Origin of the sequence: Bradyrhizobium ottawaense, assembly GCF_900099825.1 — a bacterium.
Lineage (GTDB): Bacteria > Pseudomonadota > Alphaproteobacteria > Rhizobiales > Xanthobacteraceae > Bradyrhizobium > Bradyrhizobium ottawaense_A.
The window spans coordinates 291783-318653 of the sequence record NZ_LT629693.1 but is presented as its reverse complement, the minus strand read 5'-3'; the positions used below and the strand labels follow the sequence as shown (position 1 = coordinate 318653).

Sequence of the window (26871 nt, the reverse complement as noted above, 5' to 3'; positions counted from 1 at the left end):
CGGCCGCCTCAGGCCTGCTCGATCTCTTCACGCAACACTTCAAGTTCCAGCCAGCGGTTTTCGGCTTCTTCCATGTCTTTCTGCGCCTTGCCGATCGCAGCCGAAGTCGCGTCGAACTTCTTGCGATCCTTGGAGTAAAGATTCGGATCGTCAAGGAAGCGCTGCAGTTTGGCAATTTCGGCCTGCAGCTTGGCAATCGTCTTTGGCAACGTCTCCAGCGCGTGCTTGTCGTTGAAGTTGAGACGGCGCTTGGAAGTGCCTGACGACGAGGTGCCCTTCGGCTTCTTGCTGTCCTCGGCCGATGCCGCGACCACGGTCTCGCGTTTCAGGTCGGCGCGGCGCTGCGCCAGCATGTCGGTGTAGCCGCCGGCATATTCGATCCAGCGGCCCTGGCCCTCGGGCACGATCACGGAGGTGACGACGCGGTCGAGGAAGTCGCGGTCATGGCTGATCAGGATTACGGTGCCCTCGTAATCGCCGAGCATTTCCTCGAGCACGTCGAGGGTTTCGAGATCGAGGTCGTTGGTCGGTTCGTCCAGCACCAGGAGGTTGGATGGCTTCGCCAGCGAACGCGCCAGCATCACCCGGCCGCGCTCACCGCCCGAGAGCACTTCCAGCGGCGTCCGCATCTGTTCCTGCGCGAACAGAAAGTCTTTCATGTAGCTGACGACATGCTTCGGCTTGCCGCCGACCATGACATGGTCGCCGCGGCCGCCGGTCAGGGCTTCCGCCAGTGTCGATTTGGGATCGAGGCTTTCGCGGTGCTGGTCCAGCGTCGCCATTTCAATGTTGGCACCGAGCCGAATGGTGCCCGAGTCGGGCTCGCTGCCGCCGGTCAGCATCTCGATCAGCGTGGTCTTGCCGGCGCCGTTCGGGCCGACAATGCCGATGCGGTCGCCGCGCTGAACTCGAATGGAGAAATTGTCGACGATCTTGCGCTCGCCATAGGCCTTGCTGATGTTCTTCGCTTCGATCACCAGCTTGCCGGATTTGTCGGCTTCGGCGGCGGCGAGGCTGGCATTCCCGGTGGCGCCGCGATAGGTGCGGCGTTGGTCGCGCAGTTCATGCAGGTTGCCGAGCCGCTTGACGTTGCGCTTGCGGCGGCCGGAGACGCCGTAGCGCAGCCAGTGCTCCTCGTTGACGATCTTGCGGTCGAGCTTGTGCTGGTCACGCTCTTCCTCGGCCAGCACCTCGTCGCGCCAGGACTCGAACGCGGAAAAACCGCGGTCGATCTGTCGGATCTGGCCGCGATCGAGCCAGGCGGTCTGGCGCGAGAGGTTGGAGAGGAAGCGGCGGTCATGGCTGATGATGACCAGCGCGCAGCGGCGGCTTTCCAGTTCGCCTTCCAGCCATTCGATGGTCGGAAGGTCCAGATGGTTGGTCGGCTCGTCCAGCAGCAGGATGTCGGGCGAGGGCGCCAGCACTCGCGCCAGCGCTGCGCGGCGGGCCTCGCCGCCGGAGACATGCGCGGGATCCTCTTCGCCGGTGAGCCCGAGCTGCTCGACCAGGTAGCGCGCTTGATAATGGTCGTCGCCAGGGCCAAGCCCGGACTCGACATAGGCCAGCGTCGTCTTGTGGTCGCCGAAATCCGGCTCCTGCGGCAGATAGCGGATGGTGGCGCCGGGTTGCACGAAGCGGCTGCCGCCGTCGGGTTCGACGAGACCGGCGGCGATCTTCAAGAGCGTCGACTTACCGGAGCCGTTGCGGCCGATCAGGCAGACCCGCTCGCCCGACGACACCGACAACTCGACGCCCGACAACAGCGGCGTGCCGCCGAAGGTCAGACGGATATCTTTCAACTGGATCAGCGGCGGCGCCATGCTCTCACTTCAATTCTGGTTCGGCACGGGCTGTTCGGCGCGCTGGCGCTGGATCCGGCGAATGGTCTGGTCGAGCGTCGACAGGAAGGCCGAACGGTCGCGGGGTGAATAGGATTTCGGGCCGCCGGTGACTTCGCCGGACGAGCGCAGGTCGGTCATCAGGTTGCGCACCGCCAGCGTCATGCCGATCGATTGTTCCGTGAACGGCTTGCCGTTCGGCGCGATCACCTCGGCACCTGCCTTCACGCAGCGGCTGGCGAGCGGGATGTCGGAGGTGATGACGATGTCGCCCTGGTGCGCACGCTCCGCGATCCAGTCGTCGGCGGCATCCATGCCGGAACCGGCGGCGATGCGCTCGATCAAGGGATCCTGCGGTACGCGGATGAAATTGCCCGCGACCACGCTGACCGGCAGGCCGTGCCGGATCGCGACGCGATAGATCTCGTCCTTCACGGGGCAGGCGTCGGCATCGACATAGATGCGGGTCAGGTTCGCGTCAGGCGGCATAGAGGTGGATTCGATCCATATTCCGTTTCGCGGGTGGTACTCCATCGGGTCGGGAATTGCGAGGGAAACAGGGGCGGGAACATGCTTGCCATGACGGTTTCTTTGCGTACGATAACCCATGGAAATAACAACAAAATCAGAGGAAACCTGAGGACATGACCAGCTACCGCGTCACCGCCCACAACACCTCGAAACAATCCGAAAACAAGATCCACGACGATACCGTGGCGCGCCGGTTCGGCTTTTCCGGCGGCCTCGTCCCCGGCGTCGACGTTTTCGCCTACATGACCCATCTGCCGGTCGAAAAATGGGGCCGCGCCTTTCTCGAACGCGGGCTGATGGACGCGCGCTTCGTCAAGCCGGTCTATGACGGCGAGGTCGCCGAGCTCACCGGCAGCGAAGCCGGCGGCATCCTGTCGATCGAGGTCCATAGCCGCGACGGGCTCTGCGCCACCGGCACCGCATCCCTGCCGTCTTCCGCGCCGGCGTTCTCCGTTGCCGACTTCAGGGAAGTCGCGGCCGTTTCCGAGCGCCATCCGGTCAATGCCGGCTCGTACGAAGTCGGCAAATGGCTCGGCACGCTGCCGCGCGACTGGGCCGGCGATGCGGCACGCGAATATCTCGCCGATATCCGGGAAACCGATCCGATCTACGCACGCGAAGGCCTCGGCCATCCCGGCCTGTTGCAGCGGGTGATGAACAAGGTGCTGGTCGACAACGCCATCCTGGGCCCGTGGATTCACGTCGGCAGCAAGATGCAGCTCCTGTCGGTCGCGAAGGCTGGCGACGTCATTACGGCGCGCGCGAAAGTGACCGGCAATTACGACAAGAAGGGCCACCGTTTCGTCGAGCTCGACGCGCTGGTCGTCGCCAACGGCAAGACGGCGCTGGCGCATTGCCACCACATCGCGATCTACCAGCCGCGCGAAGTGGCGGCGGCGTAGTCTCATGGCCATTACCATCGATTATTACGCGAGCCTGAACTCGCCCTGGACCTATCTCGGCAGCGCGCCGTTCGCCGAGATCGCGCGGCGCCATGGCGCGACCGTCAACATCAAGCCGGCCAAATTCGGGCCGATCTTCGAACAAACCGGCGGACTGCCGCTGCCAAAACGCTCGCCGCAACGGCAGGCCTACCGCCTGATGGATTTGAAGCGCTGGCGCGAGGTGAGGGAACGGCCGCTCAATCTCGAGCCCAGATATTTCCCCTGCAACGACCTTCCTGCGACGCGGCTGGTGATCGCGGCCAAACTGCAGGGCAAGGACGCCCACAGGCTGTCGCTGGAACTGGGCCGCGCGTTGTGGGAGCGCGAGGAGACCTTGGCCGATCCCGCCACCCTCGCATCCGCGGCCGAGCGCGCCGGTCTGGATGCTGCGGCGTTGCGCGCCGGTGGCCCGTCGGATGCGGAGCTCGATGCGCTGCTTGAGCAATATACCCAGGAGGCGCTGAAGGCCGGCGTGTTCGGTGCGCCGAGCTATGTGCTGCCGTCGGGCGAAATCTTCTGGGGCCAGGACCGGCTGGAGTTGCTGGACCGCGCTTTGAAGATGGCGGCGTAACGGCGATCCCATTCACATCGTGAAGATGCGCCCGGGATCTGACGAGGATCGAGCGCGCACTTCGCCGTCGTTACGCCGCCTTAGCCTTCGCGTCCTGGATCGCGCGCCAGACCCGCTCCGGCGTCAGCGGCATCTCGATCTGTGTGATGCCGTACTCCGACAGCGCATCGATCACCGCATTGACGATGCAGACCAGGCTGCCGGCGCAGCCGGCTTCGCCGCAACCCTTGGTGCCCAGCGGATTGGTTTTGGCGGGCGAGGGGTGGTCGCCGACTTCCATCAGGGGAATATCCTCGGCGCGCGGCATGGCGTAGTCCATGAACGAGCCGGTGATCGGCTGGCCGCTTTCGTCGTAGCTGACTTCCTCCATCAGCGCCTGGCCGATGCCTTGCGCCACGCCGCCATGCAACTGGCCGGCGACGATCATCGGATTGACGACGGTGCCGAAATCATTGACCGCGAAGTAACGCAGGATCCGGGTCACGCCGGTGTCGGGATCGATCTCGACTTCGGCAACGTGGCAACCGTTCGGGAAGGTCGAAGCCGTTTCCTTGCTGGCATGGTCGACGTCGAGCGATGACGGCGTGCCCTCCGGCATCTTGCCGTCGCGCAGCCGCTGCGCCAGTTCCATGATGCCGATCGAGCGGTCGGTGCCGGCGATGGTGAAGCGGCCGTTGGCGAACTCGATGTCGCCTTCGGATGCTTCCATCAGGTGGGCTGCGGCCTGCTTGCCCTTTTCGACCACCAGCGCCGAGGATTCGACGATCGCTTGTCCGGTCGCGGTGATCGAGCGCGAGCCGCCGGTGCCGTTGCCGAAGCGGACGAGATCGCTGTCGCCCTGTTCGAGCGTGATCTTCTCGAACGGCACGCCAAGCTGCGCCGACAGCACCTGTGCGAACGGCGTGGCGTGGCCCTGGCCGTAATCCAGCGTGCCGGTGGTCAGCTTGACCGAACCGTCCGGCTCGAAGGTGATCTTGCCGAGCTCGCCGCTTGGCGGTGCGGTGACTTCCAGATAGGAGCCGACCGCGATGCCGCGCAGCTTGCCGTTCTTTTTGCTTTCCTTCTTCCGCTTGGCAAAGTTGGCGTGGTCGGAAATCTCCAGCGCCTTGTTGAACACGCCGGCGAAGTCGCCGCTATCATAGGTGACGCCGGAGGCGGCCGCGAACGGAAGTTGCGTCGGCTTGATGAAGTTGCGCTTGCGCAAGGTGAGGCGGTTGATGCCCATCTCGTCGGCGGCGCGGTCGATCAGCCGTTCCATGTAGTAATTGGCCTCGGGCCGGCCGGCGCCGCGATAGGCGCCCATCAGCGTGGTGTTGGTCAAAACCGTCTTGATGTCGACGCTGAGCAGCGGCGTGCGGTAGACGCTGGCGAGGTTCTTGCCGGTGTTGAGCGACAACGGACCCGGCGCAACGCCGGTGATGTAGGCGCCGAGATTGCCGTAGCCTTGCAGGCGCACCGCGAGGAACTTGCCTTCGGCGTCGAGCGCGAGTTCGGCGTGCATGAGCTGCGCGCGGCCCTGGCTGTCGGACAGGAAGCTGGTCGAGCGTTCGTCGGTCCACTTCACCGGTCGGCCGAGCGCCCGCGCGGCGTGCGCGATGCAGGTGTATTCGGGATAGTTCATGTTCTTCATGCCGAACGAGCCGCCGACATTGGCGGTGAGAATGCGGACCTTGTCGGTCGGCACGTTCAGGATTTTGGCAAAGCCGGCCTTGTTGCCGGCCACGCCCTGGGTCGGCACCTGTAGAGTGAAGCGCTCGCTGGCCTTGTCATAGGCGGCCAGTGCCACGCGCGGCTCCATCGACACCACGGCGACGCGGGTATTGACGATATCGAGCTTGGTGACATGCGCGGCGCTCGCGAACGCCGCATCGATCTTGGCGGCGTCGCCATAGTGATAGTCGAGCGCAACGTTGTTGGGGATGTGGTCGTAGAGCTGCGGCGCGCCGGGCTTGGCGGCTTCGGCGGCGTCGGTCACGGCGGCAAGCGGCTCGATGTCGAGTTCGACGGCTTCGGCGGCGTCGCGCGCCTGCGCCAGCGTTTCCGCCACCACGAAGGCAACGGGATCGCCGACGAAGCGCACCTTGTCGGTCGCCAGCGCCGGGCGGTTGGTCTGCAGCAGCGGCGAGCCGTCGCGGCTCTTCAGCGGCAGGCCGCAGGTAAAGGGGTTATAGCCCGCGGCCGCGAGGTCGGCGCCGGTCCAGGCGCCGAGCACGCCGGGCATCGCTCTCGCAGCCGTGGTGTCGACGCCGCGGATGACGCCGTGGGCGTGGCTGGAGCGGACCATCCAGCAATAGGCCTGGCCGGGAAGCGAGAAGTCGTCGGTGTATTTGCCCTTGCCGCGGACCAGCGTGTCGTCTTCCTTGCGGCGCACTGGCTGGCCGACACCGTATTTTTGCAGTGCAATAGCGTTTTCGAGAGCTGACGGCGATGGTTGATCTTGCATCGAAAAACACCTGAAATGCTTGGATTTTCGCGAATTTCGCGGGCTCCCGCTCAAATAACGCACCGCGTCGTCAGCGACAACGCCTGATTGGGCATGGTCCTATGTGATGGGTTGTTGCTTACCCCCTTGGCGCTGCTAAAGTTTCCGTGAACGGTAATTCTTCGGCGGCTGCTCTTTCGGCCGTGGAAAGACATTTTGATGAACGAGGATACGCGGCTTCGCGAAGGCCTTACGGCCCGAAGCCCGTCAGGGTCGGCTGTGGCGGGCGCCGAAAACGGCGTTTACGCCGCGCTCGACCTTGGCACCAACAATTGCCGGCTCCTGATCGCCAGTCCCGCGGGCGACGGCTTTCGCGTGGTCGACTCGTTCTCGCGCATCATCCGGTTGGGCGAGGGCGTCGCGGCGACCGGTTCCATCAGCGAGGCGGCGATCGACCGTGCCATCGTGGCGCTCGGCATCTGCAGCGACAAGATCCGCTATCGCAAGGCCAAACGCCTGCGGCTGATCGCGACCGAAGCCTGCCGTGCGGCCGACAATGCCGAGAGCTTTCGGGCCCGGGTGGCCAGCGAGACCGGGATCCGGCTCGAGGTGATCGACCGCGAGACTGAGGCGACGCTGGCGGTGATTGGCTGCTCGCCGCTGCTCGACCCCAAAGGGCGCGGCGCCATCCTGTTCGACATCGGCGGCGGCTCGACGGAACTGGTGCGGATCGAGCGCGATCCCGAAGCGAACGCGCCGCCGCGGATCAAGGCCTGGATGTCGATCCCGCTCGGCGTCGTCACGCTGGCAGAGCATTTCGGCGGCAGGGATGTGACGGCGGAAGCCTATGCGCGCATGGTGGCCGAAGTGGCGCAATATGTCGCGCCGTTCGCGGCCGAGAATGCCACCGACCTGCGCGACATGCATATGCTGGGCACCTCGGGCACGGTCACGACGCTGGCCGGCGTCCATCTCAACCTGACGCGCTACGACCGCAGGCGGATCGATGGCGTCTGGATGAACAATTCGGACGTCACGGCTGTTATCACTAGGCTGCTCGGCATGAGCTTTCAGGAACGTGCCAACAACAACTGCATCAGCGTCGAGCGCGCCGATCTGGTGCTGGCGGGTTGCGCCATTCTCGACGCCATCCGCGACGCCTTTCCGCTGCCGCGGCTCCGGGTCGCCGACCGCGGCCTGCGCGAGGGCATGCTGGTCGAAATGATGCGCGAGGACGGCGCGCTCAGGGCTTGTTGAAGTCATTCCGGGGCGCCGCGCAGCGGTGAACCCGGAATCTCGAGATTCCGGGTCTGCGCCTTGCGGCGCATCCCGGAATGACGCTAAGGACCAACATGGCAAAAGACGATACCGGACGGCTGCACGTCACGGTCAAGAGCGGTGGCAAGCGCAAGCTGTCCTCAAAACTCTGGCTGGAACGCCAGCTCAACGACCCCTATGTGGCGCAGGCCAAGCGCGACGGATTGCGCTCGCGCGCGGCCTACAAGCTGATCGAGATCGACGACAAGTATCACTTTCTCAAGCAGGGCATTTCGGTGGTCGACCTCGGCGCCGCGCCCGGCGGCTGGAGCCAGGTCGCGGCCAAGCGCATCGGCCGGGCCAATGGCAAGGGCAAGATCGTCGCGATTGATCTGTTGGAAATGCCCGAAGTCCCCGGCGTCGAGTTTGCGCAACTCGACTTTCTGGCCGACGGCGCGCCGGAAAAGCTGATCGCGGTGATGGGCACCCGCGCCGACGTTGTCATGTCCGACATGGCGGCCAACACCACGGGTCACCGCAAGACCGATCAGCTTCGCATCATCGGCCTGGTCGAGAGCGCGGCCGCCTTTGCCTGCGACGTGCTCAATCCCGGTGGAACGTTTTTGGCAAAGGTGTTCCAAAGCGGCGCCGAAGGCGAGTTGCTGGCGCAATTGAAGCGCGACTTCGCCACCGTCCGCCACGTCAAGCCGGCCTCGAGCCGGGCAGACTCCTCGGAACGTTACGTGCTGGCGACGGGGTTTCGCGGCGCGGCGAAGTAAGCGCGGTCACACTGGCAGCCGTCGTCACCGAGGGCTTACTCTCTCCATAAAGGTAGAGAGCCGTCACGACAGCGTGACCGCTTCGATGCTTTAGCCTGTATCAAGCGATACGTCAGCAGGATTTGACCAGCCGACTTGCGCCTTCCCGCCGAAAATTTTTCCAAGGGCGCCTTGCGAGCCGGCAAGGACCTGGAAAGAACTGATTCGTTTACCCCAGCCGCTGATCGCGCGCGTTCTGGGTTTCTTCGCTCGCGGCCTTTGTCGCCGCCTGGGCCGCGCCCTTGCGGCTGGAAATCTCGAGCGCCTTGCGGCCGGAAAGCTCGTGACCGGCATCGTCGGGCATCTGCCAGAAGAAATAGCCCGAGACCGCGGAGATGAGCGCGACCACCAGGAAGGCCGGGCCGAACATGTTGGCGTCGAGTTCGGTGACGTGGTGGTAGAGCATGGTGGATTCCACCGAAAACGCGCCGACGGCGACACCGGCGGAAACCGCCAGTTGCTGGTTGACGCTGACCAGCGTGGTCGCGCGGCTCATTTGCGACGGTTCGACCTCGGCATAGGCGACAGTGTTGATCGCGGTGAATTCCAGCGAGCGGAAGAAGCCGCCGACCACCAGGATGATGAAGATCAGCATCAAGGGCGTCGTCACCGTGAACAGCGCGCAGGCGGCGAGAAACACCGCGCTGATGACGGCATTGACCGCCATCATGTTGCGGAAGCCGAAGGTGCGGATGATGCGCGGGGCCAGCGTCTTCATGCCCATAGCGCCGACCGCGGAGGAGAATGTCACGAGACCGGAGCGGAACGGCGACAGGCCGAAGCCGACCTGCATCAACAGCGGCAGCAGGAATGGCAGCGCGCCGATGCCGAGCCGGAACAGGAAACCGCCGATGATGGCGGCCCGCATCGTCGACAGCCGCAACAGCGAGAAATCCAGTACCGGCGATCCGGTTCGCCGCGCATGCATCACGTACAGCGTCATCGAAATCGAGCCGATCGCGACCAGGCCCGCAATGATCGGCCACGGCAGCAAATTGAGGCCGGCGACCGAGAGGCCGAAGGCGATGCCTGCCAGCCCGATACCGGCCAGCACCAGGCCGTAGAGATCGAAACGCTCCGGATCCTCGCTCTTGATCGGGTCGATGTATTTCAGCGCCAGGAAGATGCCGAGCAATCCGATCGGGATGTTGATCAGGAAGATCCAGTGCCAGGAGAAATAGGTGGTGATGAAGCCGCCGAGCGGCGGGCCGATCACCGGCCCGATCAGCGCCGGCGTCGTCACCCAGGTCATCGCACTGACGAGCTTGCTCTTGTCGATGGTCCGCAGCAGCACCAGCCGCCCGACCGGCGTCATCATCGCGCCGCCCATGCCCTGCAGGATGCGGGCGATCACGAAATGGGTGACGGATTGCGACAGCGCGCAGCCGATCGACCCCACCATGAAGACGGCGATGGCGATCGAGAACACCATGCGGGCGCCGAACCGGTCGGCGGTCCAGCCGCTGGCGGGAATGAACACTGCGAGCGACAGCAAATAGGAGGTGATCGCGAGCTTGAGCGTCAGCGGGCTGGTGCCGATATCCGCTGCGATCGCCGGAAGCGAGGTCGCAATCACCGTCGAGTCCATGTTCTCCATAAACAGGGCGGTGGCGACGATCAGCGGGATCAGGCGTTGTTTGTCCATCAGGATTCGCAAAGGACTTTAAAGGAGGCGGGTGAGGCGCTGTATCATCCCCGTGTCGCGCAAGCTATTGCGGAACCGGGCATACCACCTAAATCCTGTGCGACGCCGCCGGAGATTGCGCCATGATCTATGTCCTCGCTGCCTTGCTGCCGCCGATCGGCCTGCTCCTGAACGGGCAGCCGTTTTCGGCGATTTTCAACGTGATTCTGATCGTGTTTTGCCTGGTTTTCGGCCTGATTTTCCACGTCCTGCTGCTGGTGCCGTCGGCGCATGCGCTTCTAGCTGTTCACATGCGGCGGGAAGACCGCCGGCATCGGGAAGTGGTGGAAGCCATCCGCCAGCACGGGCCGCCGCCGGGGTATCAGCGCTAAGGCCTTTAAAACCGGGGCCTTTCTCGAAAAGCCTGTGCATAGCTGGCAAACGCTTTGATTCGGCGAATTGCCATGCTATCGACCACCGTCAACCCCACCGATGGGCTTCGATTCGACGGCGATGCCGGTAGCATCGCCGAAGGCGGCGTTCATCCCGAATAATATCGCGGCGGAAGGCCGCCGAAAGGAGTTGGCAATGGCGCAAGGACTTCAGGATATCCGCGAAGCATTCACGTTTGACGACGTGCTGCTGAAGCCAGGTCCCTCGGACGTTCTGCCAGGCCAAGTCGATATTCGTTCACGCGCCACCCGCGAGATTCCGCTCAACATTCCGATCATCGCGTCCGCGATGGACACCGTCACCGAAGCGCGCATGGCGATCGCGATGGCGCAGGCCGGCGGCGTTGGCGTCATCCACCGCAATTTCGATCCGCAGGGGCAGGCTGCCCAGGTGCGGCAGGTCAAGAAATACGAATCCGGCATGGTGGTGAATCCCCTTACCATCAGTCCGGACGCCATGCTTTCGGACGCGACGGCGCTGATGCGTGACCACGGATTTTCCGGCATTCCGGTGGTGACCGGAGGGAGCAAGGGCGTTCCCGGCAAGCTGGTCGGCATCCTCACCAACCGCGACGTGCGCTTCGCCACCGATCCCAAGCAGAAAATCTCGGAACTGATGACGCATGAAAACCTCGTCACGGTACGCGAAGGCGTCAGCCAGGACGAGGCCAAGCGGATGCTGCACCAGCATCGCATCGAAAAGCTGCTGGTGGTCGACGACCAGTATCGCTGCGTCGGCCTGATCACCGTCAAGGACATGGAAAAGGCGGTCGCGCATCCCCTGGCCTGCAAGGATGCGCAAGGCCGCTTGCGCGTCGCCGCCGCCACCACGGTCGGCGACGGCGGCTTTGAACGCACCGAATTGCTGATCGATGCCGGCGTCGATCTGGTTGTCGTCGATACCTCGCATGGACATTCGTCGCATGTGCTGGAAGCGGTCAATCGCATCAAGCGGCTCTCCAACGCCGTGCAGGTGATCGCCGGCAATATCGCCACCAAGGAAGGCGCGCAGGCGCTGATCGATGCGGGCGCGGATGCGATCAAGGTCGGCATCGGCCCGGGCTCGATCTGCACCACGCGCATCGTCGCCGGCGTCGGCGTGCCGCAGCTCACCGCGATCATGGATGCGGTCGAAGCCGCGAAGAAGTCCGATATCCCCGTGATCGCCGACGGCGGCATCAAATATTCCGGCGATCTTGCCAAGGCGCTCGCCGCCGGCGCCGACATCGCCATGGTCGGCTCGCTGCTCGCCGGCACCGACGAGACGCCGGGCGAAGTGTTTCTGTGGCAGGGCCGTTCCTACAAGGCCTATCGCGGCATGGGTTCGGTCGGCGCGATGGCGCGCGGCTCGGCCGACCGCTACTTCCAGCAGGACATCAAGGACACGCTGAAACTGGTGCCCGAGGGCATCGAGGGCCAGGTGCCTTACAAGGGACCGGTCGGCAACGTCATGCACCAGCTCGCCGGCGGTCTTCGTGCGGCGATGGGCTATGTCGGCGCGCGCAACCTCGCCGAATTCCACGAGAAGGCCCAGTTCGTCCGCATCACCGGCGCCGGCCTGCGCGAAAGCCACGTCCACGACGTGACGATCACGCGCGAAAGCCCGAACTATCCGGGCGGGGTGTAATCCGGCTGGCGGAATTTTTCGCCGTCATTGCCTGCAACAAACGCGAAGCGTTTGTGCAAGGGAGCCAAGCGACGAAGCAATCCATACCACCGCTTGCGGAGGCATGGATTGCTTCGCTACGCTCGCAATGACGAAATAAATAATAACCAGAGGAAACAGCCATGTCCCAAGGCAAATCTAACGGCAAACGCATCGTTCTCGCCGCTCGCCCCAATGGCGAGCCGAAGCCATCCGACTTCCGGCTCGAGGATCTCGCGGTGCCGACGCCCGGCGCCGGTGAAGTCCTGCTGCGCACCATCTGGCTGTCGCTCGATCCCTATATGCGCGGACGCATGAGCGACGGTCCGTCCTATGCGACGCCGGTGCCGGTCGGCGGCGTGATGGAAGGCGGCACCGTCGCCGAGGTGATCGCGTCCAACAATCCCGGTTTTGCCAAGGGCGACATCGTGCTGTCGCGCGTCGGCTGGCAGACGCATGCGATTTCGGACGGCAAGGGACTGACGAAGGTCGATCCGAAGATCGCGCCGGTCTCGACCGCGGTCGGCGTGCTCGGTATGCCCGGCATGACGGCGTATACCGGCCTGCTCGATATCGGCCAACCGAAGTCCGGCGAGACCGTCGTGGTGGCGGCGGCCTCCGGCGCGGTCGGTTCGGCGGTCGGCCAGATCGCGCGCATCAAGGGCGCGCGGGCGGTCGGCATCGCCGGCGGCAAGGACAAGTGCGACTACGTGAAGAAGGAGCTCGGGTTCGACGATTGCATCGATCACCGCGATCCGAATTTGGCGGCAAAGCTGAAATCGGCTTGTCCTGGAGGCATCGACGTCTATTTCGAGAACGTCGGCGGCGCGGTGTTCGAGGCGGTGTTTCCGCTGCTGAATGCGTTCGCGCGCATTCCGGTCTGCGGCCTGATCTCCGAATACAACAACTTCGGCGAAACCAGTCCGAAATGGGCCGGCGCGATGATGCGCGCGGTATTGGTCAAGCGTCTGACTATCCGCGGCTTCATTGTCAGCGATTTTGCCGCGCGTCATGCCGACTTCCTGCGCGACATGTCGGGCTGGGTCCGCGAGGGCAAGGTCAAGCACAAGGAGTTCGTCACCGAAGGGCTCGACAGCGCGCCCACGGCGTTCATGGGCCTGTTGAAGGGCGCGAACTTCGGCAAGCAACTGGTGCGGGTCGGGCCCGACAAGGCGTGAAGCTGCAAAACATCTCGGAGAAGATGAACCATGGCGGGCATTCTTGAAGGCAAGGTAGCGCTCGTGACCGGCGGCGCGTCGGGAATTGGCCAGGCGACCGCTGTGGTGATGGCGCGCGAGGGCGCCGTTGTGGCGGTCGCTGATCGCGCCGAGGCGGATGCCGCGGCGACGGTGGCGTTGATCAATGCCGCGGGCGGCCAGGCGATTGCGATCGGCGGCGACGTGACGCGCGAAGCGGATGTCGCGGTGATGGTGGCGCGCACGGTCGCGGCCTTCGGGCGGATCGATTGCGCCTTCAACAATGCCGGCATCGCGCCGCGCGCCGTCGGCCCCGCCGGCCAGCGCATCCACGAACTCAGTCGGGACGCGTTCGACAGCATGCTGGCGGTCAACCTGACCGGCGTGTTCCTCTGCCTCAAATACGAAGTAGCCCAGATGCTGTCGCAGGGCCGCGGCGGCGCGATCGTCAACACCGCCTCGATCGCCGGCCTGATCGGCCTTGCCACTTCGTCGCACTATGTCGCGGCCAAGCACGGCGTGGTCGGGCTGACCAGGAGTGCGGCGATCGAATATGCTCAGGACGGCATCCGCGTGAACTGCGTCAATCCCGGCTACATCACCACGCCGATGACCAAAGAGACCGTCGAAGAGCGCGGCGACGAAATCCTCGCAAAGGTGCCGATGCGGCGGATGGGCGTTCCCGGCGAGATCGCGGAAGCCGTGGCCTGGATGTGTTCCGACAAGGCCTCGTTCATGACCGGCGCCGCGCATGTGATCGACGGCGGATACTGCGCCGCCTGAGGCGGGATGCGCGCGCTCCTCGAGGACTGCGGGCTATAACGCAAAAATGCCCGACCAAAGCCTTATTTCCGATCTGATGACGTCTCTTTCGGCGCTGGTTGCTGATGCCTCACTTGCAAGGGAGGTCACGGCTGTTTGCGGCCGCAAGGCCGCGTACGGCTGACCTGTTACTGTACCAAAAACGGAGAGAGCATCAGCTTCGATCCCGGGGATAAAGATGATCATGAACAGGCGTGATATGCCGAGGATGATCGGGATGTAGCGGCATATTGTTGACGATCGATGTTGCACTTCGGCATCGGCGAATCTTTAAACGGAAAGACGGCGTCCGGCTTATTGCTGCGCCAACCGACCAAACTAAAGTACCTCGATCAGAACAACCGCCGCTTGGGACCCTCAACGTCGCGCATGAACACTCAGCATTCGGAACCAGGAACCAAACGTCCCATATTTGGGCAACGAAAAATCGCGCCGCGCGTTTTGGTTGTCGATGGAAAAAATCACAGTCGTACCTTTCTCATCGAAATTCTCGAAGAACTGGGCTTCATTTCCAGCGAATGCGCGTCTCCCGCCGAGCTGACTGCCGTACTTGACACCGCACCGGATATTATCGTTCTCGGAATGTCCGGTGATGGCATCGAGATCGACAAAATTTTAGGGATGCTTGCGGCAAACGAGTTCGGCGGGTGGGTGCTTTCCATCGGTCCCCGGGACTCGATCCTTCTGGCCGCTGTGCGGCAACTCGGCAATGAGCTGGGCATTGCGATGCTGCCGACGCTGCCGACGCCCTTCAGCGCCGAAGCGCTGCGCGACAGCCTCTCGATGTTTCTTCCTCAGGACGCTAGACCCAGCCCGGCCGTCGACGTAGCCGAAGCGCTAAAGCTGGACTGGCTCGAATTGTGGTATCAACACAAGATCGATGCCCATTCGCTGGTTCCGAGCGGCGCCGAGGCGCTTGTTCGGATGCGTCATCCCGCTTGGGGAATTGTTTCGCCCGCACATTTCATCCCCGATAGCAGGGATCCGAGCTTCCGCAGATTTTCGGAACTGGTGATCACCCGCGCCCTGGAGGATTGGCACTATTTTCTCGGGCAGCAAGGCCCCGTCGGAATCTCGATCAACTTGCCGATCGCCTTCCTGAACGATCAGTCGGCGGTCGCAGACATGTGCCTGAAAATGCCGAAGCATCCGGCGTTCGGCGGATTGCTCATCGAAATCAACTGCGAAGAGGTCTTGCGTCATCATGATCTGGTGCTGGAAATTGCGCAACGACTGAGGTTTCGAAACATCGCGATCTCGATTGACGACGTTGGCGCCGAATGGCCGGCCCTGGCGGCGCTCGATATCTTCCCCTTCGTTGAACTCAAGGTCGATCGGCAATTCATCAGCGGCTGCGCGGATGACCGGCTGAAACAGGTGGTGTGTCGTGGAATTCTCGATCTCGCGGAATACCATGGCGTGCGGACTGTCGCGAAGGGTGTCGAAACCCGTGCTGATTTCCGCACGGTCCACGAGATGGGGTTTGACCAGGTCCAGGGTTTCCTGTTCGGCAAGCCGTTGAACGCCAGGAAATTCGCGCGGGCGGCCCTCACGCGCTCTTCGCTGATAACGATGTAGCTCCGACCCTCAGCTTTTCGACGCCGGGCCGAGCAACTCGTCCAATTCGATATCGACCTGGCCTGGCGCCCTGACGTGACGGACCTCAAAACTGTCGGGCGCAAAGCGATATTCGACCAGCCCAACTTCCTTGATGCCGATCACTTCCTGCATCCGGTCGGGAATGATGAAGCCGGCCGACGGCGCCCAGACGTGGCGGGTATGGCCAAAGGTAAAGTCGCGGCGCTGGTGGACATGGCCTGAGGCGACCAGCCGCAGGTCGACCTTGCCGAACATCTCGACCAGTTGCTTGCGCCGGGGCTGAGGCACGTAGCGGATGGCGGAAGACTCCAGCTCGGGATCGCCGGGCGTGTTGAGATAAAGCGGCTTGTGGATGAACAGCGCCACCGGCTTGCCGTTCACGCGTGTGAGCTGTTCCGCGAGCCAGTCGAATTGCTCGGCTTCGCTCTCGATCCCGGTGTTCATGATCAGCGAGTTCAGGCCGATAAAGCACCAGCCGGCTTCCTCGAAGCGCCAGCGGTCCTCGCCGATCACGTCGATGAAATGTTGCCGCAACGGTTCGGTCGCCGGCTGCGGCGGCACCGGGCCGATTGCGGTGGGATTGTCGCCGAGATCGTGATTGCCGGGCAAATAGCGGCAGGGCACCGGCAGCGCCTCATGCAGCGACTTGGCGAATTCGAGATCGCTGCGGCTGGTCGGGCCGTCGAAGGAGAGGTCGCCGCTGTTGACGACGAGGTCCGGCCGCGTCGCGTCGATATGCGCGCGCACGCGATCGAAATTATCGGTGAGTTTTGGCAATCGGCGGGCGAGGTGGGTATCCGAAATTTGCGTCAGACGAAATTCAGTCATGGAACATTCCTTACCGCGCCGATCCTACCGGCACGACGCGTCGAAAAGGTGACAAACGCGCTTGGCAAGGGCTCAGCCTAGCGTCCTCCGCCAGAACGCCAGCATGTCGGCGCGAAACAATTCGCTCTCGCCGTCGCGGCTGCCGATCTTTGCGCCCTTGCGGCCGTAACCGGCCTTCAGCGCGTAGACCATCAGGTCGCGGTCGGTGAGCTTGCTGTCGGCGACATCGCGAAGCGGATGAATGAACGCGCCGCTATGATCGAGGTACACCGTCGGCGCGGCGGGGGATACCGAGGCTTCCGCGACATTGACGATATCGGTGCCGCGGTCAAAACTGTGCTGCGCGCCGCCGATCAGCCGCATCGCGACCGTGCCGCCGGCAAGACGGATCGCCTGGCAATGGCCCTGCACCTGCATCGGCGAGCACCATTCGTCGGCATCGCCCATGACGACGCGAATTTCGGTTTCACCGACCCGCGGGTCGAGAAACTGGTGGCCGCTCCAGGGATAGGCGGCGAGCACCGCCTTCAGTCCGGCACCTTGGCCCAGCACCGCATCGGCAAAGCGGCGCGCGGCGGCGGTCATCACAGCGGATCCGCCGCGGCTGTGGCCCTGCGCGCCGATGCGCGTGGCATCGATCTGCGGATGGCTTGCCAAGACCTTCCACGCCGCCAGCACGTCGTAGGCGCTGGATGCGAATGAAAACTGGGTCTGGTTGGCGACCGTCGAGGTCACATCGCGTGCGCCGAAACTGTCGAGCACGAACGCTGCAAAGCCGTCACCCGTCAGCGTCTCGGCATGGGCGAGATGCGAGGGCGCGACCCCGAGGCTGCCCGGTACCACCATGACCAGCGGGAATTTTCCGCCGCGCTTGCGCTGCGTGTTGGAAGGCAGGAACAGCTTGCCGTCGATGGTCAGCTCGGGCAGGCCGGCGGCGTGGCTGACGACGTCGAAGTAGTTGATCGGATTGGCCGAGGGAATGTCGAGATTCTGTCCCTTGCTGCTATGCGCAAAGACGAGGTCCTGATCGCGAAACCGCACAGCGTTTTCTCCCGTCATGGCAGCCGCTTGAATACGGCCTTTGATGTCAGGGATAATCTGCAACGGCTTCGGCGTCCAGCCGCGATGCTTCTGAAATCTCACAGCGCGCGATAGCGGATCACAAAGGCGTCGCGGCTTTCCGGCGTATCGGCGACCGCCGAGAGGGCTGCCTTCGGCAGCCGGATTTCGAACTCGACCGCAGGCTTTGCCGAATTGATGCCGAGATAGGCGAGCGCGGCGTGCCGCATGTCCGAGATCACGAAGGCGAGCAGAACCAGCACGGCGGAGGCGGCGAGGCCGTGCTTGATGAGATCGCGCCGGCTGCGGTAGCCGCTGTGGAAACAGATCGACAGCAGAATCGCAACCGCCAGCGCCGCGGCGACGCCTGATAGCGCCGATATGATCATGCCAAGCCCGCCATCGGGGCTGTCGTCGAACAGGCCGGTTCCAAAGCCTACGATTTTCAGCCACGAGGCCGCGGAATCGCCGGGCAGTTCGGCGACACGGCCAGCACTTGCCAGGATCGGGGAGGTGATGTTCATCGTGCCATCTCGCGAGGGTCGCCTCAGGGCCGTTTGGCGACCAGAACCTTTGAAATTTTCGATAATTGGTCACTTGAGCCGGGATTGTGGTTCATGGCCAAAGCGTTTTCGAGCAAAGCGGGAACCGGTTTGCGTGAAGAAAACGCGTCAACAAAGGGCTCCCGACAAGGCTTATTTGTCAGGGGAGCGCCCGACCGCTATGAGCTTGGGCTGGCGCGGTCGTGAGGGGGAGGTTTTCATGTCGGTTCAATGGGTCTTGCTGCCGGTCTTCGTGCTGGTCGGGCTCGCTTTCTTCCTGCTGCTGTGGATGGCGACGGCCCGCGGCCAAGCGCTGAAGGGCCGGGAAACCAGCCTCAAGGACGTCGCGCTTGGCCAGGCGAAATGGCCGACCCGCACGGCGCAAATCGGCGATTGCTTCTCCAACCAGTTCGAAATACCGGTGCTGTTCTACATCCTGATCGCGCTGGCGCTGCCGCTGCGCCATGCCGACCTGTTCATCGTACTGATGTCCTGGGTGTTCGTGGTGCTGCGGTTCATCCATGCCGGGATCTTCGTGACCACGAACAATGTGCGGCAGCGCGGACTGGTGTGGTTTTCCGGCGTGCTGGTGCTGCTGGCGATGTGGATCTACTTCGCCTTGAGAATTTTGCTTCTGATCTGAAAGTCCTGAATGACCCCCGCCGCCCGGCTGTCCGCAGCCATCGAACTGATCGAAACCATCGACGCCCAGCGCGTTCCCGCGGCGAAGGCGCTGAAGGAGTGGGGCACCGCGCACCGCTTTGCCGGATCCGGTGACCGTGCCGCGATCGCCGGCCTGATCTGGGACGTGCTGCGCCGGCGGGCCTCGAGCGCCTGGATCATGGATGCGGACACGCCACGCGCGCGCCTGCTCGGCATGCTCAAGCTCGAGCGCGGCATGGACGCGGACGCGATCGCCAACCTGTGCCATGGCGAACGCTTTGCGCCGGAGCCGCTGAGCGCGGCCGAGCGCGCCGCCCTGACGTCGCGCACGCTGGATGAAGCGCCGCCGCACATTGCCGGCGATTATCCCGAATGGCTGGATCCGCATCTGGCAAAGGTGTTTGGCGACGATCGGGTGGCGGAAGCCACCGCAATGGCGAGCCGGGCGCCGCTCGACCTCCGTGTCAACACGCTGAAGTCCAGTCGCGACAAGGTGTTGCCGCGGCTTTTGCATCTCGGCACGGAGCCGACGCCGTGGTCGTCGATCGGCCTGCGCATCGAGCTCGGGGCCGACGCCCGCAACCCCGGCATCCATGCCGAGGAGGACTTTATCAAGGGCGCGATCGAAGTGCAGGACGAGGGTTCGCAGTTGGCGGCCTTGCTCTCCGGCGCAAAACCCGGCGAGCAGGTGATCGATCTCTGCGCCGGCGCCGGCGGCAAGACATTGGCGTTGGCCGCCATGATGCAGGGCAAGGGCCGCCTGATCGCGACCGACCACGACAAGCGCCAGCTCGCGCCGATCTACGAGCGGCTGTCGCGCGCCGGCATCCATAACGCCGATGTGCGCGCCCCGAAGGGCGACGCCGATCCGCTCGCCGACATCAGGGCCTCCGCCGATCTCGTGCTGATCGACGCGCCCTGTACCGGTACCGGTACCTGGCGCCGCAATCCCGACGCCAAATGGCGCATGCGCCCGGGCGCGCTGGAAGTGCGGTTGAAGGATCAGTCCGAAGTGCTTGATCGCGCGGCGGCCTTGGTGAAGCCGGGCGGGCGCATCGCCTATGTCACCTGTTCGGTACTCCCTGCCGAAAACGGCGACCAGATTCGCGGCTTCGTCGGCCGTCACTCGGAGTTCTCGGTGGTGCCGCCCGAGCAGACCGCGAGCGTGCTCTGGGACAAGGCCGAGGCGTTTGCCGCTGCCGCGCTGGAGTCACCGGAGGGCTGGCTGATGACGCCGCGCCGGACGGGCACGGACGGGTTCTTTGTGAGCGTACTGAAGAAGGCTTGAGTATCGCCGTCGTTCCGGGGCGATGCGAAGCATCGAACCCGGAAGTTCGAGATTCCGGGTTCGCGTCTTCGACGCGCCCCGGAATGACGGCTACACCAAATGGTTCGCCGAACCCTGCCGGATCTTCCCCTCGGCATCGAGCCGCAAATACTCGCAGATCTTCTTGCCCCGTTCGTTCTGGTAAAACACCACGACGCTGTCGGGGCTCACATAGGTGTCGATCAGCTCGAAATGCAGGTTCGGAATCATCGAGAGCGCCTTGCTCCAGTAGGCGCGCAAGGTCGGCTTGCCGCGCACCGTGCCTGACGCATCGAAGCCGAGGGCCGGAATCCGGTCCGAGGTCATTTCGGTATCTTCGGCATACAGCGCCAGCACGCGCTCCAGGTCGTGCGAGTTCCAGGCAGCGATCCAGTCCCGCCCGAGCGCGGCGAGGTGGGCGGGTTCATGGTGCGACGACGGCATGGGTTCCTCCATTCTGCCTCTGGGACAAATTAGGTCAATAATACTTACCTAATTTGATCTGTCCATACCCCGCAGAAGAATGTGGGCCGCCCGTTTGCCGCAGTTGCGAGGGGCGCCCCCGTCGCGTAATTCCTGTCCATGACAGCAGCCAAGCCCGCCCGCGAGTCGACGCCAACCCTGGCCTCGGCGCATGACAAGATTCTGATCGTCGATTTCGGCAGTCAGGTGACGCAACTGATCGCGCGCCGGGTGCGCGAGGAGGGCGTCTATTCCGAGATCGTGCCGTTCCAGAAGGCGGAGCAAGCCTTCAAGGAAATGAAGCCGAAAGCCGTGATCCTCTCCGGCGGTCCGGAGTCGGTTCATGAAGCCGGCTCGCCGCGCGCGCCGCAGGCGATCTTCGATTCCGGCGTGCCCGTGCTCGGCATCTGCTACGGCCAGATGACCATGGCCGCCCAGCTCGGCGGCGAGGTTCAGGGCGGCCATCACCGCGAATTCGGCCGCGCCGATGTCGAGGTCAAGGCCGCCAGCAACCTGTTCGAATCCACCTGGGGAATCGGCGAAAAGCATCCGGTGTGGATGAGCCATGGCGACCGCATCACCAGGATGCCGCCAGGCTTCACGGTGGCGGGCGTGTCGCCGAACGCGCCGTTCGCGGTGATCCAGGACGAGAAGCGCAGATATTACGGTCTGATGTTCCACCCCGAAGTGGTGCACACGCCCGACGGCGCCAAACTGATCCGCAACTTCGTCCGCAAGGTCGCCGGCCTCACCGGCGACTGGACCATGCGCGCGTTCCGCGAGGAAGCGATCGAAAAGATCCGCGCCCAGGTAGGCTCGGGCAGGGTGATCTGCGGCCTTTCCGGTGGCGTCGATTCCGCGGTCGCCGCGGTGCTGATCCACGAAGCCATCGGCGACCAGCTCACCTGCGTGTTCGTCGATCACGGCATGCTGCGGCTGGACGAGGCCAAGACCGTCGTCGACCTGTTCCGGCATCACTACAACATTCCGCTGGTGCATGTGGACGCGTCCAAGCAATTCCTCGGCGAACTCGCTGGGGTCACCGACCCCGAAATCAAGCGCAAGACCATCGGGCGCCTGTTCATCGACGTGTTCGACGTTGAAGCGAAGAAAATCGGCGGCGCGGACTTTTTGGCGCAGGGCACGCTGTATCCCGACGTGATCGAAAGCGTCTCCTTCACCGGCGGCCCGTCGGTGACCATCAAGTCGCACCACAATGTCGGCGGCCTTCCTGATCGCATGAACATGAAGCTGGTCGAACCGTTGCGCGAACTGTTCAAGGACGAAGTCCGCGTGTTGGGGCGCGAACTCGGCCTGCCCGAAATCTTCGTCGGCCGCCATCCGTTCCCGGGCCCCGGCCTCGCCATCCGCTGCCCCGGCGAGATCACAAGCGAGAAGCTCGACATCCTCCGCAACGCTGACGCCGTCTATATCGACCAAATTCGAAAAGCCGGCCTCTACGACCAGATCTGGCAGGCCTTCGCCGTGCTGCTGCCGGTGAAAACCGTCGGCGTGATGGGCGACGGCCGCACCTACGAATACGTCGTCGGCCTGCGCGCCGTAACCTCCACCGACGGCATGACCGCCGACTTCTACGCCTTCGACATGAAGTTTCTCGGCGAGACCGCGACGCGGATCATCAACGAGGTCAAGGGCGTGAACCGGGTGGTTTATGACGTGACGTCTAAGCCGCCGGGGACGATTGAGTGGGAGTAGGATGTTGCGGCCAGCGAACCTTGAGAGAGGCTAAATCGTTAGTTTGTGCATCTCTCTAACTGCCGCTGAATTTCTGCCCATTGGTTTGGATGCTCGGCCTCAGTTATCTTTGAGGCCGCCTCGCTGAGAAGGTCTTTGGCTCGTTGCAGATCAGTCTTTGCTTGGGAGTTTGGTTGATGCATAGAGCGCTCGACTAGCGCTTCTCCCAAAGATCGGCAGGATGCAATCCAGTACTGGAGCATTTCGCCCGGGTCCCGTACATCAAAAGATAGTTCAAGGTGATGAATTGCTTTGTCGATGAATGTCATCGACAGATGCTTGTCAGCTTGTTCACGAAAAATCTTCGTGTAGGTAAGTCCTATGTTGTGTTGCTGAATGCCCCACTCGACAGGACGATCTAGTTTGGACGTCAATTCTAAAGCAGCGCTCTGTAGGTCTAAGCTGAGTATCAAGTTGGCGTAATATTCTTCGTCAGATTTCGAAAATTCTCGATCGGAATAGATGCTCGCGAGGTTTGTGCTAGATGCTGCATAATAAAATGGAAGTTCTGCACCAGAGCAGCTCTCGTGCACGCTTTCGTAGAGAGATTTCGCCGCGATCATGTGCTTGAGAAAGTTTTTCGGGTCATCAAATTGGGATAATCTCCAACTTGTCGCTCCAAGGGCATTTGTGACTCTGCACCAGTTTTGTAGATTTCCGGCTTTTGTCCAAATGTTTAGGTTTTTTTCGAGGGCGTTTCTCGCTGTCTGTAGAGCTTCGGCGCTTCGATATCTGTAGCCGTATTCTCGTAACCGGGTGCAGTATTCGAATCGTTTCTCTGCTTCGGCATCCTCATTCACAAAGTGAAAATAATTTGCCGATCGCTCCCAGTGCTGAGCTGCATCCTGAATCTCTCCACCTAGCAGTGCTGTGTGCCCTCGTTCGAATCGGAGTCTATGCTGTCGCTCTAAAGCTGGGAGCGTGATGGATGTAAGCTGAATCTCCTCGGCTTCCGCAAGTCGCTTGTCGGCGAGTTGAAAGTCGCCTTCCTCAAGTGCTGCGTTCGCGGCGGTAAGGAATTCGGCAATTCGACTGTCGGCAGCTTCGATTTGGGCTAGTCGATTTTGCAGTTCCCGAAATTCGATAGCCTTTTCTTTCAGAAATGCTTCTAGTTCGTCTTCGGAAGCGTCAGGATTTGTATGGCCAAATCGTAACGCTAGATTCTCTAGTAGGCGAGGTGGCAAGTCGGGGCTTGCATTGACGCGACAAGCGTTTCTCTCTTCTGTGGTGATATTCAGTGCGACACAGAGCGCGTCTATCGTTTTGATTTGTGGCTTATCTATTTTTCCGTTCTCTATATCCGAGATGCGCGCCTTCGTAAGGTTGGCCATTCCGGCAAGGGCGTCTTGCGATAGTCCTTCGACCCCGCGCTTGTTGCGGACAAGCCTTCCGAATAAGGCGCCAAAGCTTTCCATTTCCGTAACTTTCGGTAACTTTCGGCAACGATACGGGAACGCGCTCGGAGTTTAAATGGCGCATATTGTGGGCGTGCACAGAAAAACATACAACCCGGCCGGGTCCAACATAAGGACCTATGAACATGAAGCAGCGTATTGAAGAGAGCGTCTTATTGGGAATTGCATTTGTGAGTGGCGTCGCGGGATTTGGGCTCGATCCCAAGATCGCTGGGTTGGTGATAGCCGCACTCCACGTGGTGTTGGCCTTTTGCGTTGGACTGAGATGAGTGGACCGAGTACGCCCTATGAGTCATCTCATCTGATCGCGAAGGGGAGTTACAAGATGCGGCGCAGGCGGTCCCTCTGCGCTTCTCCCCTGGTACCTCCCGGCAGACCGCGCGCAGGTCTTGTGATTCCTTGGACTGGGGGGGCGCTCACGGTAAAGTGCTGCAGATGCTGCCGCCTGTGTTTTGCAAAGCCAAAATCCGCCATCTTGTCTTGCGACCTCAAACCTTGCGGGTAATCCACTTCGACACGACAAAGGAGAATTTCATGGACGGCAACAACGATTCCCCGCTGATGCATCCCATGAACCGACGCGCCTTCGTGGGCATCGCAGCCGCGACGGCCGCAAGCACGCTGTTCCTGCGCAGCGCCGTGGCGCAGTCCGCGCCGAAGGCGCGAAACGTCGTCCTCGTCCATGGTCTCTTTGCCGACGGGTCATGCTGGTCCGAGGTGATCGCGCGCCTGCAGGCGGCGGGGCTCAACGCCACCGCCGTGCAGAATCCGCTGACGACATTGCCTGAGGCGGTGGCCGCGGCAGAGCGGGTACTGGCGCGGCAGGACGGGCCGACTGTGTTGGTCGGGCATTCCTTTTCCGGGATGATCGTCACCGAGGCGGGGGTGCATCCGAATGTGTCGGCGCTGGTATATGTGGCCGCGCGGGCGCCGGATGCCGGCGAGGATTACACGGCACTGGCCAAGACCTTTCCGACGCCGCCCGCGACGGCGGGGATCATCTTCGACGGCGATGAGGGGCGCCTGAGCGAGGCGGCATTCTTGCGCGATTTCGCCGGCGATCTGCCGGAAGCCAAGGCGAAGGTTTTGTATGCGGTCCAGCAGCCGTTTCAGAAAGCGCTGCTGTCAGGCAAGACCACGCAGGCGGCCTGGCGATCGAAGCCGAGCTGGTATGCCGTCTCCACCGACGACCGCACCATCAATCCGGATCTCGAGCGCTTCATGGCCAAGCGCATGGGCGCGACCACCATCGAGGTGAAGGCCAGCCACCTTGCCTTGATCTCGCAGCCGGACACGATCGCGAATTTGATCCTGAAGGCGGCGGGGCAGCCTTAGCTTGTGGATTGGCCCCAGGTCGGCGCGAAGCTCCATCTCTCCGTCATGGCCGGGCTCGTCCCGGCCATCCACGTCTTCATTTGTCCGCGACCGTAAAGACGTGGATGCCCGGCACAAGGCCGGGCATGACGGTTGATTTCGGAGCAAGGCCTAGCCACGCACCGCCGCCTCGATCTTCGCGACGTCGATCTTCCGCATCGTCAGCATCGCTGCGAATGCGCGCTTCGCCACGTCGCCGCCCTTGGCCATCGCATCGGTCAGCACGCGCGGGGTGATCTGCCACGACAGGCCCCATTTGTCCTTGCACCAGCCGCACGCGCTCTCCGCGCCGCCGTTACCGACGATCGCGTTCCAGTAGCGGTCGGTCTCTTCCTGGTTGCCGGTAGCGATCTGGAACGAGAACGCCTCGCTGTGCTTGAACATGTCGCCGCCGTTGAGCCCGATGCACGGCACGCCGCACACCGTGAACTCGACCGTCAGCACGCTGCCCGCCTTGCCGCCCGGAAAATCGGATGGCGCTCGGAACACCGCGCCGACGGTGCTGTCGGGGAAGGTTCTGGCGTAAAACTGCGCGGCTTGTTCGGCGTCATGGTTGTACCACAGGCAGATCGTGTTCTTGTTCATCGTTGCTCTCCTTTGTTTTGGCGCCGGTGTTGTTCAGTCTGCTGCGGCAAAATGCGCCAGCTGGTCGGCGTGCGCCTTCACAAAGGACGAACGGGCGGTGGCGCGCCCGACACGTCAGCGCATTTTCGTCCCGCGTGTTCGCTTGTCATCCATGCGACTTCGGGTTTTGTTGGCAGCGCCCGCGCGGCCCTTCACATGATCGATGAAGGCCCGCAGTTTCGGCATCGTTTGATGGCGGCTGGGATAGTAGAGAAATACGCCCGGTCCGGTCGGTGCGAACGGCTCCAGCACGCGCACGAGTTTGCCGGCTTCCACCAACCCGGCCGCGATCGGTCCAGGCACTTGTGCAAGCCCCATTCCTTCCGCGGCGGCGGCAAGAATGGTGGGAAAATCGTGGGCGATCAGCGGTCCCGAAACCATCGCCTCGATCGGCTTGTTGCCGTTGACAAAGGACCAGGGCGCGATCGACCCGTTCGAGCGGCGCATGCGCAGGCAGGCATGCTGACGCAGATCGTCGATACGCTCGGGCGTTCCCCGCCGGCGCAGATATTCGGGGCTGCTGACGACCACGAAAGGGAAGGGCGGCGAGAGCCGGACCGCAACCATGTCCGCGGCGATGAACTGGCCCAGCCGGACGCCGGCATCGAACCCTCCGGCCGCAAGGTCGACCAGCTCCGCGCTTGCGGCGATCTCCACCTCGATTTCGGGATAGGCCTGGCAGAAGGTTGCGATCAGCGGCTCCAGCAGGATCGGCACCACCGCTCGCGGCACCGTCAGGCGCAGCAGTCCGGCCGGCCGCTGCCCAAGGTCGCGCGCGACCTCGCTTGCGGCGACAAGCTCCTCGAAAGCGGGTTTTGCGCGTGAAAGAAATCGTTCGCCGGCTTCGCTCAGCCCGACACTGCGCGTCGTGCGGATGAAGAGCGCTGTGCCGACGCGCGCCTCAAGCGTGCGGACCGCCTGGCTGATCGCCGACGGCGTTACCCCGAGCTCCGCAGCCGCTTTGCGAAAACTGCGGTGCCGGGCAACGCTCAGGAACGCCTCGACGCCGTCGAGCGCGCCTTGCCTGACTGTGAAGTTCTGCTTCATAACCCATCGACATTATCGCGAATAGTCGATCGCGGGAAGCGGGCGTACAGCTAACTCGCAACAGGGAATCAGGCCGT

General features: G+C 63.0%; 24 protein-coding genes. 13 read left to right on the top strand and 11 right to left on the bottom strand.

Annotation, left to right across the window (positions count from 1 at the left end):
• Positions 1–8 precede the first annotated feature (8 nt).
• Together BLR13_RS01620 and BLR13_RS01615 are read right to left on the bottom strand one after the other, a co-directional pair.
• Positions 9–1820: an ABC-F family ATP-binding cassette domain-containing protein gene (locus tag BLR13_RS01620; protein ID WP_074828314.1), complete on the bottom strand. Its 1812-nt coding sequence runs from the start codon at positions 1818–1820 to the stop codon at positions 9–11.
• A gap of 9 nt (positions 1821–1829) precedes the next feature.
• Positions 1830–2327, bottom strand: a complete 498-nt coding sequence (locus BLR13_RS01615) for a YaiI/YqxD family protein (protein ID WP_074828317.1) — start codon at positions 2325–2327, stop codon at positions 1830–1832.
• Positions 2328–2482: 155 nt separating this feature from the next.
• Here BLR13_RS01615 and BLR13_RS01610 point away from each other — a divergent pair, with 155 nt between their 5' ends.
• Positions 2483–3271 (top strand): hypothetical protein, encoded by a 789-nt coding sequence (locus tag BLR13_RS01610; protein ID WP_074828320.1) that lies wholly within the window; start codon positions 2483–2485, stop codon positions 3269–3271.
• Positions 3272–3275: 4 nt separating this feature from the next.
• On the top strand, positions 3276–3884 hold the full coding sequence (locus tag BLR13_RS01605; RefSeq protein ID WP_074828323.1) for a 2-hydroxychromene-2-carboxylate isomerase: 609 nt from the start codon (positions 3276–3278) through the stop codon (positions 3882–3884).
• Positions 3885–3954: 70 nt separating this feature from the next.
• Here the strand turns inward: BLR13_RS01605 and BLR13_RS01600 are convergent, their stop codons facing one another.
• Positions 3955–6327, bottom strand: a complete 2373-nt coding sequence (locus BLR13_RS01600; protein ID WP_074828327.1) for a xanthine dehydrogenase family protein molybdopterin-binding subunit — start codon at positions 6325–6327, stop codon at positions 3955–3957.
• A gap of 198 nt (positions 6328–6525) precedes the next feature.
• Here BLR13_RS01600 and BLR13_RS01595 point away from each other — a divergent pair, with 198 nt between their 5' ends.
• Together BLR13_RS01595 and BLR13_RS01590 are read left to right on the top strand one after the other, a co-directional pair.
• Positions 6526–7563 (top strand): Ppx/GppA phosphatase family protein, encoded by a 1038-nt coding sequence (locus tag BLR13_RS01595; RefSeq protein WP_074828331.1) that lies wholly within the window; start codon positions 6526–6528, stop codon positions 7561–7563.
• A 95-nt stretch (positions 7564–7658) separates the two neighbouring features.
• Entirely contained in the window at positions 7659–8342 is a 684-nt protein-coding gene (locus tag BLR13_RS01590) for an RlmE family RNA methyltransferase (RefSeq protein ID WP_074828334.1), read from the top strand.
• Between the two features lie 208 nt (positions 8343–8550).
• Here the strand turns inward: BLR13_RS01590 and BLR13_RS01585 are convergent, their stop codons facing one another.
• The gene (locus BLR13_RS01585) at positions 8551–10026 is read right to left on the bottom strand and encodes a DHA2 family efflux MFS transporter permease subunit (RefSeq protein WP_074828337.1); all 1476 of its coding nucleotides are present in this window, start codon (positions 10024–10026) and stop codon (positions 8551–8553) included.
• A 122-nt stretch (positions 10027–10148) separates the two neighbouring features.
• Here BLR13_RS01585 and BLR13_RS01580 point away from each other — a divergent pair, with 122 nt between their 5' ends.
• The 5 genes from BLR13_RS01580 to BLR13_RS01560 all read left to right on the top strand — a co-directional run bounded on the left by BLR13_RS01580 (position 10149) and on the right by BLR13_RS01560 (position 15698).
• Positions 10149–10397, top strand: a complete 249-nt coding sequence (locus BLR13_RS01580; RefSeq protein WP_074828339.1) for a hypothetical protein — start codon at positions 10149–10151, stop codon at positions 10395–10397.
• A gap of 196 nt (positions 10398–10593) precedes the next feature.
• Positions 10594–12084: an IMP dehydrogenase gene (gene guaB, locus BLR13_RS01575; RefSeq protein WP_074832120.1), complete on the top strand. Its 1491-nt coding sequence runs from the start codon at positions 10594–10596 to the stop codon at positions 12082–12084.
• Between the two features lie 161 nt (positions 12085–12245).
• On the top strand, positions 12246–13280 hold the full coding sequence (locus tag BLR13_RS01570) for an NADP-dependent oxidoreductase (protein WP_074828342.1): 1035 nt from the start codon (positions 12246–12248) through the stop codon (positions 13278–13280).
• A 30-nt stretch (positions 13281–13310) separates the two neighbouring features.
• Positions 13311–14081: an SDR family NAD(P)-dependent oxidoreductase gene (locus BLR13_RS01565; protein WP_074828344.1), complete on the top strand. Its 771-nt coding sequence runs from the start codon at positions 13311–13313 to the stop codon at positions 14079–14081.
• Between the two features lie 408 nt (positions 14082–14489).
• On the top strand, positions 14490–15698 hold the full coding sequence (locus BLR13_RS01560; protein ID WP_074832123.1) for an EAL domain-containing protein: 1209 nt from the start codon (positions 14490–14492) through the stop codon (positions 15696–15698).
• Positions 15699–15707: 9 nt separating this feature from the next.
• Here the strand turns inward: BLR13_RS01560 and BLR13_RS01555 are convergent, their stop codons facing one another.
• The 3 genes from BLR13_RS01555 to BLR13_RS01545 form a co-directional block, all read right to left on the bottom strand.
• The gene (locus BLR13_RS01555; RefSeq protein WP_074828346.1) at positions 15708–16547 is read right to left on the bottom strand and encodes a metallophosphoesterase family protein; all 840 of its coding nucleotides are present in this window, start codon (positions 16545–16547) and stop codon (positions 15708–15710) included.
• Between the two features lie 72 nt (positions 16548–16619).
• On the bottom strand, positions 16620–17588 hold the full coding sequence (locus BLR13_RS01550) for a dienelactone hydrolase family protein (protein WP_157793669.1): 969 nt from the start codon (positions 17586–17588) through the stop codon (positions 16620–16622).
• 98 nt (positions 17589–17686) lie between these two features.
• Positions 17687–18130: a hypothetical protein gene (locus BLR13_RS01545; RefSeq protein ID WP_074828351.1), complete on the bottom strand. Its 444-nt coding sequence runs from the start codon at positions 18128–18130 to the stop codon at positions 17687–17689.
• Positions 18131–18368: 238 nt separating this feature from the next.
• On the opposite strand from BLR13_RS01545, the gene BLR13_RS01540 reads away from it, so the two are divergent.
• Together BLR13_RS01540 and BLR13_RS01535 are read left to right on the top strand one after the other, a co-directional pair.
• Positions 18369–18791: an MAPEG family protein gene (locus BLR13_RS01540; RefSeq protein ID WP_074832126.1), complete on the top strand. Its 423-nt coding sequence runs from the start codon at positions 18369–18371 to the stop codon at positions 18789–18791.
• 9 nt (positions 18792–18800) lie between these two features.
• Positions 18801–20099, top strand: a complete 1299-nt coding sequence (locus tag BLR13_RS01535; protein ID WP_074828354.1) for an RsmB/NOP family class I SAM-dependent RNA methyltransferase — start codon at positions 18801–18803, stop codon at positions 20097–20099.
• Positions 20100–20189: 90 nt separating this feature from the next.
• Here the strand turns inward: BLR13_RS01535 and BLR13_RS01530 are convergent, their stop codons facing one another.
• On the bottom strand, positions 20190–20561 hold the full coding sequence (locus BLR13_RS01530; RefSeq protein ID WP_074828357.1) for a nuclear transport factor 2 family protein: 372 nt from the start codon (positions 20559–20561) through the stop codon (positions 20190–20192).
• Positions 20562–20699: 138 nt separating this feature from the next.
• Here BLR13_RS01530 and guaA point away from each other — a divergent pair, with 138 nt between their 5' ends.
• Positions 20700–22295 (top strand): glutamine-hydrolyzing GMP synthase, encoded by a 1596-nt coding sequence (gene guaA, locus BLR13_RS01525; RefSeq protein WP_074828359.1) that lies wholly within the window; start codon positions 20700–20702, stop codon positions 22293–22295.
• A 38-nt stretch (positions 22296–22333) separates the two neighbouring features.
• Here guaA and BLR13_RS01520 read toward each other — a convergent pair whose 3' ends face one another.
• Positions 22334–23749, bottom strand: a complete 1416-nt coding sequence (locus BLR13_RS01520) for a helix-turn-helix domain-containing protein (RefSeq protein ID WP_074828361.1) — start codon at positions 23747–23749, stop codon at positions 22334–22336.
• Between the two features lie 570 nt (positions 23750–24319).
• Between BLR13_RS01520 and BLR13_RS01515 the strand changes: the two genes are divergently transcribed.
• Positions 24320–25084, top strand: coding sequence for an alpha/beta hydrolase (locus BLR13_RS01515; protein ID WP_074832128.1), 765 nt, complete (start codon positions 24320–24322; stop codon positions 25082–25084).
• A gap of 150 nt (positions 25085–25234) precedes the next feature.
• Here the strand turns inward: BLR13_RS01515 and BLR13_RS01510 are convergent, their stop codons facing one another.
• Together BLR13_RS01510 and BLR13_RS01505 are read right to left on the bottom strand one after the other, a co-directional pair.
• Positions 25235–25708 carry a VOC family protein gene (locus BLR13_RS01510; RefSeq protein WP_074828364.1) on the bottom strand — a complete coding sequence of 158 codons (474 nt, stop codon included), beginning with the start codon at positions 25706–25708 and terminating at the stop codon, positions 25235–25237.
• A gap of 114 nt (positions 25709–25822) precedes the next feature.
• A complete protein-coding gene (locus BLR13_RS01505; protein WP_074828366.1) occupies positions 25823–26794 on the bottom strand; it encodes a LysR family transcriptional regulator in 972 nt (323 codons plus the stop codon).
• Positions 26795–26871: the final 77 nt, after the last annotated feature.